Genomic DNA, 14,585 nt, shown 5'->3' on the forward strand with positions numbered 1-14,585 from the left:
TTCCCATTCTATCAATAAGTTGTCGTTGGAGTGCTCGTGACTTTTCTATCTCAACTCTCAACTCACGCAGATAAAGCCTTTTTGCGTCGATTGTTCGCAATAGCACTTCCCATCACGCTGCAAAGTATTATGTTTTCCAGCCGAAGCCTAGTCGATGTATTGATGCTAGGGCAACTTGGTGAAGCCGAAATTGCCGCTGTGGGAGTCGCAGCTCGAGCGACGTTTGTTACCACCATCATGTTAGTTGGTGTGACCACGGGTGGCGCACTGCTTACCGCGCAGTACTGGGGAGCGGGAGACAAAATTGGCGTAAGACAAAGTACGTCGCTGACTTGGATGATTGCGATGGTGTTTGCCGCGCTGGCCGTTTGTTTATTCGTCTTTTTCCCGCAGCCAATCATGGGCTTGACCACGGATTCCCAAGAGGTGATTGAGCTTGGGTCAAGCTACTTGGTAATTTCATCAGCCAGTATGTTCGCAGTGGCGTGTGTTGCCAGTATGGCGGTGGGGTTACGTGCCATGCATCAACCAGGGTTGAGTACTTTCTTTAGCGGCATCGGTATTCTCTCTAACGTGTTTTTAAACTGGGTGTTGATTTTCGGTCACCTAGGCTTTCCTGCCCTTGGTATTACCGGTGCCGCAATTGCAACGGTGATCAGTGGAGCCATTGAAGTTGGTTGCTTATTTGGTTATTTGTGGTTGAAAAAACACATTATCGCCTTTGGTTGGGGCGATATTCGTGCCAGCTTAGTGTTGGACAAAATCACTCGTTTTCTTAGCTTATCTTTACCCACGACGTTCAACTTTCTCGCTTGGGCTGGAGGGCTGTTTGCTTACCACGCGATCATGGGACAAGCAGGCGTGCAAGGTTTGGCAGCGTTGTCGGTGATGACACCCGTTGAGTCGATTGCTCTCGCTATGATGATTGGCCTATCGAATGCAGCTGCGGTTTTAGTGGGTAACCAACTCGGCGCGAAAAACTTTGAACCTGTGTATTACCAAGCTTGGGCGACGGTAATCTTGAATGTTCTGATTGCTTTCGGTGTTGCGGTACTTCTATTTTTCACCAATCAGCTCATACTCAATGCGTTCAGTGCATTGAGCGCCGAGACTCGTCATTTGGCAGAGCAGTTCATGGTGATTCTGGCACTTGGTGTCATATTGCGCTCAGTGCCTATGATGGTCATTGTGGGGGTTCTTCGTGCTGGTGGAGATGTGAAATTCTGCCTGTATCAAGATGTGTTTGCTCAATGGATAATTGGTATTCCGCTCGCTGCGTTTGCAGCGATATATTTGGGGTGGGAGCCACAGTGGGTGTATCTACTTTTCCTTACTGAAGAGGTAGTGAAGTGGTGTATCTGTTTGCCTCGAATGAAGAGCAAAAAATGGATGAAAAACTTAATTGAAAAGTAGCGATATTGAAGCTGGTTGAAGTTTCTAATAAATCTCGTTCATAGTTTGCTTATATTTCGCATTTTGCAGCCGTTTCAAGTTTTTTGCTTGCTATAGCTAGAAAAATTGCTGCAAAAATCTGCTTATAACGTCAACAAAATCTGTTGTAGAAAGTGAATCGAGTTGCATTTGTACTCTCATAGTGTGATCAAGCATTCAAAATACTTCCTACTAACAGGATTTTAGTGTAGATTCTGATCCCAATTTTTAAACACCATTTGAGCGGCAAAATCAATGTTAAAACTGTCAGACCTATGTAAAGGCTATGTAGACGGGGGAGAGTTTCATCCTGTGCTACAAGGGGCAGAATTAACATTACAGCAAGGTGAGCAAGTCGCTCTTATGGGGGAAAGTGGTTCTGGTAAAAGTACGTTGCTAAACGTCATTGCTGGTTTAGATACCGCCGATTCAGGCGAGGTTCAGTTTCCAAACTTTGCGATGCATGATGCTCCAGAACACTTAAGAACGCTCTACCGCCGCAACAATATTGGTAACATCTTCCAACAATTCAACCTTCTTCCTACTTTGAACATCGCCGATAACATCCGTTTTTGCCGTCAACTAAAAGGGTTACCGGAAGATAAAGGTCTCTGGCGTCAAATTCTTTCGGCTCTGGATCTCATGCCTTTATTAGGACGCTATCCAGAAGAAGTGTCGGGTGGCCAGCAACAACGTGCTGCGATTGCGCGCGCGTTGTACATGGAACCCAAAATTCTGCTTGCCGATGAACCAACGGGAAGTTTGGATGAGCGAAATGCGGAAGCGGTAATGCGTTTGCTGACCAGTCTTGCACGCCAATTGGACTGTACTTTGTTATTAGTGACGCACAGTGAGAAAGTTGCGGCACACATGGAAGGGAAAATTCGTCTTCAAGGAGGGCAACTGCATGTTATGGCCCGTAGTTAAGGCACTACTCGGTCATTACCGTCGTTACCCACTGCAAATTATTCTCGTCTGGTTAGGCTTAACGCTTGGTGTTTCGCTTCTCGTTGGTGTTACTTCTATCAACCAACATGCGAAGCAGAGTTACGAAACAGGTGAGAAGCTTTTCTCAAACCCACTTCCTTACCGAATTCGTACCAAACATTCCGCAAATAAAATTCCTCAAGGTTTTTACATTCAGCTGCGCCGCGCTGGTTTCAACCAATGTGCGCCTTTTGACGTCCTTCATCTGGATGCCAAAACGGACATGAACTTGATGCTCGTTGGCATCGATCCTGTCGCAATGATCCCTCTTCAGCACGGCAAGTCACTTAATGAGATGCCTGTTCTCTCCTTGATGAAGCCGCCGTATCCGATCTTGATCAGTCAAGATTTGGCGTCTTACATGAACTGGCAAGACGGCGACTTTATTGAGTTGAATGATGGTAGCCGTCTTGGTCCTGTTCAAGTGGATCAAAACAAGCTCTTATCAGGTACACGTTTAGTTACCGACATTTCTTTATTAAGAATGTTGAAGCGAAGCTCGGGCCTTTCAGCGATTTCATGTGGCGAGATGCCAGAAGAAAAACTGATCGCATTAAAAAACATACTGCCAAATGGCATGACCTTGGTTCGAAACACTCGTACTGAGCTTGAATCTTTGACCAAAGCATTCCACATGAACCTAACCGCGATGGGGATGTTGTCATTTTTGGTTGGACTGTTCATCTTCTATCAAGCGATGTCATTGTCTTTTATTCAGCGTCAGCGATTAGTCGGCATTTTGCGTCAAACCGGTGTGAATGGAACCCAATTGGCGCAAGCGCTATTACTTGAGCTCTCGATACTCGTTTTGGTCGCTTGGGCTTGCGGTAACTTCTTTGGACTCATGTTAGCGAACGAGTTGATCCCAGCAGTATCTTCCAGTTTGAGCGATCTATATGACGCCAACGTTGGCCTTACTATCGGTTGGTCGTGGCAGTCGAGTTTATACAGTTTGATTATGTCGGCAATGGGCGCTCTGATTTCCTGTTTGTGGCCACTGATTCGATTGTTGAAATCGCAACCAATTCGCTTGTCTTCGCGTTTATCGTTAATGCGCTTTGCAGGAAGAGAGTTTTCTTGGCAAGCATTGGCGGCATGTGCTTTCTGTGTAGCCGCGGTTGCGGTTTACCAAGCACCTAAAACGCAAGAGACGGGTTTTGCCATTATCGCATTGATGTTGGTGAGTGTGGCTCTATTCATGCCGTTTTTGATGTGGCACATGTTCCAAAGCTTCTCATACACGTTACGCTGGGTTCGTGTGCGTTGGTTCTTTGCTGATGCGGCGGCAAGTATGAGCTATCGTGGTGTTGCAACGATGGCGTTTATGTTGGCACTCGCTGCGAATATTGGTGTTGAGACCATGGTGGGTAGCTTTAGAGATACCACTGACAAATGGTTAAGCCAACGCTTGGCCGCAGATATCTATATTTATCCAACAAACAACTCGGCTGGGCGAATGAGCGCATGGTTACAAGATCAGCCAGAAGTCGAATCGGTTTGGTGGCGCTGGGAAAAAGATGTTCCTACCGAGCATGGCGCGTTGCAAGTGGTCAGCACAGGCCCTTCTGAAGGGGAGCTAGATTCGCTAACGGTTAAGCTGGGTGTTCCAAACTACTGGTATCAGCTGCATCAAACTAAGAGCTTGATGGTCAGTGAATCTATGGCTCTCAAACTGGATATTCGTCCGGGCGATTACATTGATCTGCAAGCGCCACTGGGTGAAGGTTGGCAAGTCGTGGGTGTGTACTACGATTACGGCAACCCATACAACCAAGTGATGATGTCCCATCGAAACTGGCTTTACGCGTTCGCCGGCACGGGCAACGTAGGGTTAGGCGTATTGCTGAAAGACAGCGTGAATGGGGAAGGGTTGAAGAATCGTTTAGAAAATGTCTTCCGATTGCCACAAGACCGCGTATTCGACAACAGCAATATCTACAATCAAGCCATGAGAGTATTTGATCACACGTTCGCCATCGCTGGCACGCTAGGCAACATTACTCTTATCATTGCTGTATTTGGTCTTTTCTTTGCAACCCTAGCAGGAGAACTCTCTCGTCAAAGACACTTCTCGCTGCTGAGATGCATGGGTGTTTCTGGCAAAGAGTTGGTTGCCTTGGGGGGCTTGCAACTGTTCGCCTTTGGTGCCATTTCTGCGATTATTGCAGTACCGTTGGGATTGGCCTTGGCCCACCTAATTGTTGATATCATCATTAAACAATCTTTTGGTTGGTCACTCGAACTGCAAACCATTCCTTGGGAATATGCACAAACTATCGCTTGGGCAATGCTCGCGATTATGATCGCCGGGGCGTTACCCGTAATTCGAATGATTAAGAGTACGCCAATGAAGTCGTTGAGGGATGCGTTGTAGTGGAAAAACAAAACTCTAAAAAGCGCGTTTTTGCTTCGATGCTGATCGTTGTCGTTTTTGCCATGTTGACTGGAGCGACGTTGTATTCAACGTGTTGGCTAGAGCCTACTGCTACCCAAGAAAACGAAATTAATTCGGTACTGACGCGAGAAAATAAAACCATTTTTGAGCCCGTTTTACCGGATGAGCATGTCTCATTGCCTTCAGACTTTCGCTTCCATCCTGAGTATCAACATGAATGGTGGAACTACTTTGCGAAGCTGCAAGATAAGCAAGGTCGTACTTACAACGTGCAGTGGAGCTATTTTCGCGTCGCCACCGATGAACGAGAAACCAGCGGTTGGCAAAACCCGCAACTGTACATTTCACATGTTGTCGTGAGCCATGGTTCGCATGTGTGGAAAGAACAGCGTGTTGCGCGTGGTGGTATTGGTCAAGCTGGCATGACAAACCGACCATTCCGTTTATGGATAGATAACTGGACTTGGCGCTCATTAGGCTCTACACCATTTCCAGGAAACCTCAATGTTACAACGGACACATTCGGACTCGAACTGAATACCATGACAAGCGGGCCGTTTGTGGTAAATGGAGACAAAGGCTTTCAAGTTAAACATGCACTGCAATCTGTGGCTTCGTTTAGCTTTAGCGCACCGTTTCTTAATGTAAAAGGCACATTGAACTTAAATGGCCGCCTCATCCCCGTAACAGGCTCAGCCTGGACGCAAAAAGAATGGGGCAGTGGCTTAATCGGCCAAGGCCAACAAGGTTGGGACTGGTTTGTCTTTAACTTGGATGATGGACGTGCGTTAACGGTTAGCCGTTACCGTCACCACGGTCAGACGCCTCATATTTTTGGTACGCTATCGACCCGTTCGGGAAAAGTGGTCAATCTATCAGAGAAAGAGGTCTCGATTACGCCAATGCAGGTAACAAGCCTGTCGAATGGCAGACGTTTACCGTTGCAATGGATTATCAATGTACCTGAACACAAAATTAATTTGACGACTCGTATCATAAAATCCGATATGTGGTTGCCATTTGTTATCCCTTATTGGGAAGGTCCCATCTTGGCTTCTGGCTCCAACGAGGCGTGGGGCTTTATGCAGCTCACCGGCTACTAAAATCTATCGAAAGCCACTTAGCAAAGTGGCTTTTTTGTATCTGAAGCACGTTAGTTCTGTCTAAAAAATCACAGACTTACCGTGAAGTGAGACATCATCTTATGCTACTTTAATAACGATCTTGGTTAATAACTGGATAGATAAGAGGAGGCGAGAAGGCTTACTTCGTCTCAATAGTTTGTTGAAAAATACGATGAGTAATGAAGATAACCTCGGAAAAATCGAAGTTTATACTCTGAACAAGCGATTATTCTAAAATTTTCTGCAGCTATACACTCTTATCATTCTTTGTTAATCGTTTATTAAGATAATAAATATAAGGACGAAACCATGAACGATGTCATCCGTGACTTTTTCAAAATGGAATCCGCAGGTGGTATTCTTCTCGTGATTGCAGCGGCAATTGCGATGACCATTGCAAACTCACCACTGGGCGAAACTTATCAATCTCTACTGCATACTTATGTATTTGGTATGTCTGTTTCTCACTGGATCAACGACGGTCTGATGGCTGTGTTCTTCCTACTTATTGGCCTTGAAGTAAAGCGCGAGCTGCTTGAAGGCGCGTTAAAATCGAAAGAAACTGCCATCTTCCCTGCAATTGCTGCGGTCGGTGGTATGTTGGCTCCGGCACTTATTTACGTTGCTTTTAATGCAAATGACCCTGAAGCGATCTCTGGTTGGGCAATTCCTGCGGCGACAGACATTGCATTTGCTCTGGGTATCATGGCATTACTTGGTAAGCGCGTACCAGTGAGTCTAAAAGTATTTTTATTGGCTCTTGCGATCATTGACGACTTAGGTGTTGTTGTCATCATTGCTCTGTTCTACACCGGTGATCTTTCTTCAATGGCATTGCTTGTCGGCTTCGTCATGACAGGTGTACTGTTCATGCTGAACGCGAAAGAAGTCACCAAGCTAACACCGTACATGATTGTAGGTGCGATTCTGTGGTTTGCTGTACTTAAGTCTGGTGTTCATGCAACATTGGCAGGTGTAGTGATCGGTTTCGCGATTCCGCTGAAAGGAAAGCAGGGCGAACACTCTCCACTGAAACACATGGAGCATGCTCTTCACCCTTATGTTGCATTTGGTATTCTTCCTCTGTTTGCATTTGCGAACGCAGGTATCTCGCTAGAAGGCGTATCGATGTCTGGCCTAACTTCAATGCTGCCTCTAGGTATTGCACTAGGTCTGTTGATTGGTAAACCTCTAGGCATCTTTAGCTTTAGCTGGGCAGCTGTGAAGCTGGGCGTTGCGAAGCTACCAGAGGGTATAAACTTCAAGCATATCTTCGCGGTATCAGTGTTGTGTGGTATCGGTTTTACGATGTCGATCTTTATCTCTTCACTGGCGTTCGGTAACGTAAGCCCTGAGTTTGATACATACGCTCGATTAGGTATTTTGATGGGCTCAACTACTGCAGCGGTACTTGGTTACGCTCTACTGCATTTCTCATTACCAAAGAAAGCACAAGACTAACTTCGTATTTAACTGATTTTTAACTCAAAGCCTCCCACTTGGGAGGCTTTTTGTTTTTGAAGAGCGTTAGATTAAGCCTGATCGACAGGCGAAAAAAAGCCCAGCCGAAAAGTTGACTGGGCGGATACAAACATAGGAGTTAATAAGAAAAAAGCAGCAACGTAACAATTAGATTGAAACAAGTTTGACGGCCAGTGAAACTTTAAATGCCCTAGTTGTTACATCTATTCAGACCGAGCTATTTCAGAACAGTTCCATTTTTTTTCAAAAAATTTTTCACTAAATTTATTCGTTTCAAATTCATTCTTTTAAGTGGCTTATCTACTTCGTGGTCCGACCAATGTCTGGAAATGTGATGTTAATCATTTGTTAATCTAAAGTTTCAGGAGTATATTTTCAAACAGTTGTTTAATACGAGTGATTAAAATGGCCCCGAGAAGCACAACAAAAGAAAAAATACTCGATGTCGCAGAAGGACTTTTTGCTGAATATGGTTTCAATGATACGTCGCTAAGAACCATTACAGGCAAAGCAAATGTGAATCTTGCATCGGTGAATTATCACTTTGGTGACAAAAAGACGTTAGTGCGCGCGGTATTAGACCGGTACCTTGAAGCACTGATGCCAAGCATAAAGGCGTCTCTCATTGAGTTGAATACCCGCGAAAGCTACAACATGGACGAAGTGTTTGAATCATTACGTTTACCGCTGCGTACACTTAATGATGTTAGACCAAATGGTACAGCACTATTTATGTTGTTGATTGGTCGAGGTTACACCGATGTACAAGGGCATTTGCGTTGGTTTATCAGCACTCGATACTCAGAAGTATTGAATTTGTTTACTTTCTCTATCATGAAAGCAAACCCAGAGTTGACGGAAGAGTTGTTGTTTTGGCGATTACATTTCACGTTGGGAACGTGCGTATTTACGATGGCCTCAAGTCAAGCTTTGACCGAGCTGGCAGAAAGCAAATTTGAAAAAGAAATCGATGTGAAATCTGTCGTCGATTTACTGATTCCTTACTTGTCCGCTGGTATGTCGGCGAAATAGTCGCTCGATAACGACAAGTAAAAAGTGAAACCAATAATAAGGATTAGCCGCAAGCGGTGACGTGAACAAAAGGATCTGAACTATGAGCTCTCTACGAAGAAAATGGATTAGTGACCCAGCATTTAAAGTGTTTAAGAAAGTTCTTCCTCCGCTGTCGAGTACAGAAAAAGAAGCGATGGAAGCCGGTAGTGTATGGTGGGATGCCGAGTTGTTTTCTGGCAAGCCAAACTTTACGACGCTACACCATTACCCAGCGCCGACGTTAACTGCTGAAGAGCAAGCGTTTATGGATAATGAACTTGAAACGCTCTTAGACATGCTAGACGATCAAAAAATCGTGAAAGAAGATCGTGATTTGCCACCGGAGGTGTGGGAATACTTGCGCAAAGAACGTTTCTTCTCACTGATTATCTCGAAAGAGTACGGTGGCCGTGAGTTTTCTGCATTGGCAAACTCAACGATTGTGTCTCGTATTGCAACGCGCAGTATTAGTGTTGCGGTATCGGTAATGGTTCCTAACTCGTTGGGTCCAGGTGAGCTTCTTTCTCACTACGGTACTCAGGAGCAAAAAGATTACTGGTTACCACGTCTTGCTGATGGTACGGACATTCCTTGTTTTGCTTTGACTGGACCGGAAGCAGGTTCAGATGCGGGCGGCATTCCTGACCAAGGTGTGGTGTGTTACGGCATGCACGACGGCGAAGAGGTGCTTGGTGTTCGAGTTAGCTGGAATAAGCGTTACATCACACTTGCACCTGTTGCGACTGTTCTTGGTCTTGCTTTCAAGATGCAGGATCCAGACGGTTTACTCGGCGATAAGAAAGACGTAGGCATTACTTGTGCGCTCATTCCTGCTGACCATGACGGCGTTGAAATTGGTGAGCGTCACGATCCACTTGGTTCTGCTTTCATGAATGGTCCGACTCGTGGTGAAGATGTTTTCATTCCAATGGATTGGCTCATCGGTGGCTCAGATTACGCGGGCAAAGGCTGGCGTATGTTGGTTGAGTGTTTGTCTGCTGGCCGCGGTATTTCACTGCCAGCACTTGGTACTGCAATCGGCCATCTGACAACCAGAACCACTGGCGCTTATGCATACGTACGTAAGCAGTTTGGTATGTCTATCGGTAAGTTCGAAGGGGTAGCAGAAGCGATGGGCCGTATTGGCGGTCTGACTTACCTTTTGGAAGCAACGCGTACGTTGACGACTACCTCTCTCGATATGAAAGAGAAACCTGGCATTGTTACGGCTATTGCCAAATACCACATGACTGAAATTGCACGTACGATTTTGAACGACTCGTTCGATATTCACGCAGGTCGTGCGATTCAAGATGGTCCAATGAACTATCTTGCAAAACACTACTTGGGTATTCCTGTTGCGATTACAGTTGAAGGTGCAAATATCCTAACGCGTAACTTGATGATCTTTGGTCAAGGTGCGACACGTTGTCATCCATATGTGCTTAAAGAGATGGAAGCGGCGGCGAATCCAGACTCAGAGCAGGGTGCGAAAGAGTTCGATTCTCTATTGTTCAAACATATTGGTCATGCGATGGGGAATACGTTTGGTGCGCTAGGTGCAGCACTAACAGGCTCGCGCTTTGTGAAAGCGAATATGAGTGGTCCAACTCAGCGCTATTATAAAGACATCACCCGCCTGAGCCGAGCGTTAGCAGTAAGCGCCGATTTTGCCATGTTGACGTTAGGTGGTGACTTGAAGCGTAAAGAGATGATTTCTGCACGTTTGGGTGATGGTTTGAGCTACCTGTACATGGCATCCGCGACGCTGAAAAAATACGAAGATGAAGGGCGTCAGCAAGGCGATTTAAACTTCGTGCATTACGCTGTCCAATACTGTTTGCACAACGCGGCTAAATCGCTGAATGAAGCGTACGCAAACTTCCCAGTGAAATATGTTGGTGGCGTGTTGAAAGGCTTGCTATTTCCACTAGGGAATCACTTCGACAAACCAAGTGATGAGTTAAGTGTCAGCATTGCTGAAGCCATGATGACCCCAGGCGTGCAGCGTGACCGTTTAACCCACTTGTGTTACATCGGCAAATCCGAAAATGATAGCGTAGGTTTGATGGAAAATGCCTTCCTAGCCATGTACGACGTCAAACCATTGGAGCGTAAGCTAATGAAAGCAGCGAAAGATGGCAAAGTGGCTCGTAAAGGTCTTCTGCAAGATCGCTTACAGCAAGCACTTGACGCTGGTGTGTTGACAGAGCAAGAGGTTGAAAAGATCACTGCAGCTGACCAACTTCGTTACAAAGCTATTCAAGTAGACCACTTCAGTCATGATTTCTCTGAAGTTCGTACTGATAGCCCGAAAAAATCACACTTGAATCCAGCAGCCTAATGAGTGAACCTCGGTAATGAAAAGCACCTCCTAGAGGTGCTTTTTTGTGTCTTTTATTCATTACAAGGAGAGATAGTGCTCCAACCACTTGCATTTTCGAAGCATTTTTACAGAAATTAGATGCGAACTTCGAACGAAACTTTTATCCTAACAAGGTTTTTTAAAGGAAGTTGAATATGATCATCAAACCTAGAATTCGTGGATTTATCTGTACTACAACGCACCCAGTTGGTTGTGAAGCTAACGTAAAAGAACAAATTGCTTACACAAAAGCGCAAGGCCCAATCAAAAACGCGCCTAAACGCGTTCTTGTCGTTGGTGCTTCAAGTGGCTACGGTCTATCTTCTCGTATCGCTGCGGCATTTGGTGGCGGCGCATCAACTATCGGTGTGTTCTTCGAAAAAGAAGGCACAGAGAAGAAACCTGGTACGGCAGGCTTCTACAATGCGGCAGCTTTTGAAAAGCTTGCTCGTGAAGAAGGCCTATACGCGAAAAGCCTAAACGGCGATGCTTTCTCAAATGAAGCGAAACAGAAAACCATTGATCTGATCAAAGAAGACCTAGGTCAGGTTGATATGGTGGTTTACTCACTGGCTTCACCAGTGCGTAAAATGCCAGAAACAGGTGAGCTTATTCGTTCAGCTCTTAAACCTATCGGTGAGACTTACACATCGACAGCGGTTGATACCAACAAAGACGTAATCATTGAAGCAAGCGTTGAGCCTGCGACAGAAGAAGAAATCAAAGACACAGTAACCGTAATGGGTGGTGAAGACTGGGAACTTTGGATCAATGCACTTTCTGACGCTGGTGTATTAGCGGAAGGTTGTAAGACAGTCGCTTACAGCTACATCGGTACTGAACTAACGTGGCCAATCTACTGGGATGGCGCGCTAGGTAAAGCTAAAATGGACCTAGACCGTGCGGCAAAAGCACTAAACGAGAAACTGGGTGCAACTGGCGGCAGCGCAAATGTTGCTGTACTTAAGTCAGTTGTTACTCAAGCAAGCTCTGCAATTCCGGTTATGCCTCTTTACATCGCAATGGTATTCAAGAAGATGCGTGAAGAAGGTGTACACGAAGGTTGTATGGAGCAAATCTACCGCATGTTCAGCCAACGTCTTTACAAAGAAGATGGCAGCGCAGCAGAAGTGGATGATATGAATCGTCTACGTCTGGATGACTGGGAACTGCGTGAAGATATCCAACAACACTGTCGTGAGCTATGGCCACAAATTACAACTGAAAACCTAAAAGAGCTAACTGACTACGTTGAGTACAAAGAAGAGTTCTTGAAGCTATTCGGTTTTGGTGTCGAAGGTGTTGACTACGACGCTGACGTAGATCCAGCAGTAGAGACAGACTTCATTCAAATCTAATTGATTGGATAGATATGCAAAAGGCGCTCATTGAGCGCCTTTTTTGTACTTGATGATTGAGCCGTTTCATCAAACTCAAACCTGTTAACTCAGAATTATCAAAATCGTACCAGCTAGCGTCATTAGGATGTTGGCTATCGCATAAGTACCCGCATAACCAAGAGCAGGAATAGTCGACTTCGCGTATTCGTTTACGACATCCATCGCTGGTGCACAAGTACGTGCGCCAATGATTGCCCCGAATAGCAATGCGCGGTTCATCTTCAAAATGTATGCACCAACAAGGTAAGCAATCACAACAGGCACGACACTGACAATAAACGCAAGACCAATCACCTGTGGGCCAACTTGAGTCAAATGCTCGAACATCTTGCCACCAGCACTCAAACCGATACCGACCATAAAGAACATTAAACCAAGATCTTTGACCATGTTTAACGCGCCTTGTGGTACGTAGCCGAAAGTAGGGTGGTTGGCTCTAAGGAAGCCTAGTGTAATACCTGACAGCAAAAGGCCTACCGCGTTACCTAAGCTAAACGACACTTGGCCAAATGTCATGGTCACTAGGCCAAACATAATGCCAAGAATAAAGAAGCTACAGAACGCCAATAAGTCGGCCATTTGGCTGTGAATCGAGATAAAACCGATTTTCTCAGCAAGGCCATGTACACGACTCTTCTCACCACTCACCTGAAGTACATCACCTTTGGCAAGAACAATGTCTAAATCCATTGGCATTTCGATTTGCGCACGAACTACGCGGTTAAGGAAACAACCGAACTCAGACAGGTTCAAATCAGATAGACGTTTGCCGGCAATCGCGTCGCTCTTAACGACAATCTCTTCTTCCACAATACGCAGATCGAGAAGGTTACGGTCGAACACTTCTTTACCGTTGCGGAAGCTTGGGTCCAAACGAGCGTGGCTGTCAGGGAAGCCTACCAGTGCTATTTCGTCGCCTTCTTGCAAAATCGCATCACCATCAGGGTGGGCGAGAATACCATTACGGCGAATACGTTCAATGTAACAACCCGTTTGGCGGTAAATACCAAGTTCTCGTAAGTTTTTGCCGTCTGTCCAATCGATAAGCTCCGGGCCAACTCGATATGCGCGAATAATAGGTAGATAAACTTTGCGCTGGCTTGAGTTACCAAGGCCACGCTCTTGAGCGATTTGTTGAGCAGAGTCTGAAAGGTTCTGCTTTTGTAACTTTGGTAGCAACTTAGCGAACATGATCATGCTGATCAAACCAATCAGATAAGCCATCGCGTAACCTACGGATAGATTTTCTAATACCAAAGAAAAATCCATATTGCGCGGTATTGTTGCAAGACCTGAGTTCAAAGCATCTTGAGCACCAACTAGAACAGGTGTCGCCGTCAATGCTCCTGCCATCATACCGGCAGAAAGACCGAAATCGAGGCCAAAGTAGTGGCTTAAACCGTAAGTTAAGCTCACTGCAGCGACAAGCACGGTCATACTGAGGATGAAGTAGTGTTTACCATCCCTAAAGAAGATGCCAAAAAAGTTAGGTCCAGCTTCTATGCCAACGCAATAGATAAAGAGCATAAAGCCGATGGTTAGCGCTTCAGCGTTAAAGGAAAAGCCTAAATGACCCATGATCAGCGAGGTAATTAGAACACCTATAGAGTTGCCTAACTGTAGGTTTCCAAAGCGAATTTTTCCGATGGCAAGGCCAATGGCTAATACGACGAAGATTAGAAGAATGGGGTTTTGATCGAGAAGTTGTACGACGTCTATGTTCACTGTGTGGCTCGGTAAAGTGTGTGCCAAAAAAAGGTTTAGAACTGCGAATTGTAACTAAATATAGCAAAAAGATAAGTGAATTTTTTTAGGTTTTGCTATTAGTTGACTTAGGGAAGTAACAAGCTGAAAAATAATAAAAAAGCCGCATGATGCGGCTTTTAAAAAATCTAATGCTTATTACTCGTCGAATAGACCTAGGTGCTCTTTCGCGTAAGCTTCGAAATCGTCACAACCACCGATGTGTTCTTGGTCGATGAAGATTTGAGGAACAGTTTCAACTGGCTTGCCAACTGTCTTCTCAAGGTCTGCTTTAGAAATGCCTTCAGCTTGGATATCAACGTAACGGTAGTTAAAGTCATCACGTTTAGCTTTTAGTGTTTCTGCGTGTTCTTTAGCGCGAACACAGTAAGGACATGCAGGACGACCAAAAATAACAACGAACATATTCTTATTTCTCCTAAATCTATTCTTTTTTGAAAGCGTACAAACATAGAGGCTTGGTGCGCTCTCTTTTGTTGAAGTAACTATGCCTTATCCAGATACGGAAATAAAGCAGCAATTACCTCTTGTATCTATAGGCGAAATCTATCGGATAAAAACTAAACGAGCTTTAAACCAAAAGA

At 45.2% G+C, this 14,585-nt stretch carries 10 protein-coding genes; 8 read left to right on the forward strand and 2 right to left on the reverse strand.

Translation table 11 applies throughout. The features are described from left to right. Positions 1–36 precede the first annotated feature (36 nt). The 8 genes from OU793_RS02930 to fabV all read left to right on the forward strand — a co-directional run bounded on the left by OU793_RS02930 (position 37) and on the right by fabV (position 12,195). Complete coding sequence (locus OU793_RS02930) at positions 37–1,413, forward strand: MATE family efflux transporter (RefSeq protein ID WP_140103787.1); 1,377 nt, start codon at positions 37–39, stop codon at positions 1,411–1,413. Positions 1,414–1,686: 273 nt separating this feature from the next. Then, a complete protein-coding gene (locus OU793_RS02935; protein ID WP_005462397.1) occupies positions 1,687–2,358 on the forward strand; it encodes an ABC transporter ATP-binding protein in 672 nt (223 codons plus the stop codon). Continuing rightward, positions 2,339–4,792 carry an ABC transporter permease gene (locus OU793_RS02940; RefSeq protein ID WP_005462410.1) on the forward strand — a complete coding sequence of 818 codons (2,454 nt, stop codon included), beginning with the start codon at positions 2,339–2,341 and terminating at the stop codon, positions 4,790–4,792. Before OU793_RS02935 ends, OU793_RS02940 begins: the two co-directional genes overlap by 20 nt. Then, a complete protein-coding gene (locus tag OU793_RS02945) occupies positions 4,792–5,916 on the forward strand; it encodes a lipocalin-like domain-containing protein (protein WP_042763616.1) in 1,125 nt (374 codons plus the stop codon). Before OU793_RS02940 ends, OU793_RS02945 begins: the two co-directional genes overlap by 1 nt. A 330-nt stretch (positions 5,917–6,246) precedes the next feature. Further along, positions 6,247–7,398 carry a Na+/H+ antiporter NhaA gene (nhaA, locus tag OU793_RS02950; protein ID WP_005462393.1) on the forward strand — a complete coding sequence of 384 codons (1,152 nt, stop codon included), beginning with the start codon at positions 6,247–6,249 and terminating at the stop codon, positions 7,396–7,398. Positions 7,399–7,824: 426 nt separating this feature from the next. Then, complete coding sequence (locus OU793_RS02955; RefSeq protein ID WP_005462382.1) at positions 7,825–8,451, forward strand: TetR/AcrR family transcriptional regulator; 627 nt, start codon at positions 7,825–7,827, stop codon at positions 8,449–8,451. 82 nt (positions 8,452–8,533) lie between these two features. Beyond that, the gene (locus OU793_RS02960; RefSeq protein ID WP_140103786.1) at positions 8,534–10,816 is read left to right on the forward strand and encodes an acyl-CoA dehydrogenase; all 2,283 of its coding nucleotides are present in this window, start codon (positions 8,534–8,536) and stop codon (positions 10,814–10,816) included. Between the two features lie 176 nt (positions 10,817–10,992). Next, entirely contained in the window at positions 10,993–12,195 is a 1,203-nt protein-coding gene (fabV, locus tag OU793_RS02965; RefSeq protein WP_140103785.1) for an enoyl-ACP reductase FabV, read from the forward strand. 84 nt (positions 12,196–12,279) lie between these two features. On the opposite strand, the gene OU793_RS02970 is transcribed toward fabV, so the two are convergent. Next, positions 12,280–13,962, reverse strand: a complete 1,683-nt coding sequence (locus OU793_RS02970) for an aspartate:alanine antiporter (RefSeq protein WP_005483552.1) — start codon at positions 13,960–13,962, stop codon at positions 12,280–12,282. A gap of 177 nt (positions 13,963–14,139) precedes the next feature. Then, the gene (locus OU793_RS02975; protein WP_005459605.1) at positions 14,140–14,406 is read right to left on the reverse strand and encodes a GrxA family glutaredoxin; all 267 of its coding nucleotides are present in this window, start codon (positions 14,404–14,406) and stop codon (positions 14,140–14,142) included. Positions 14,407–14,585 lie beyond the last annotated feature (179 nt).

Source organism: Vibrio sp. VP6 (genome assembly GCF_028823755.1).
GTDB classification, from domain to species: Bacteria; Pseudomonadota; Gammaproteobacteria; order Enterobacterales; family Vibrionaceae; genus Vibrio; species Vibrio parahaemolyticus.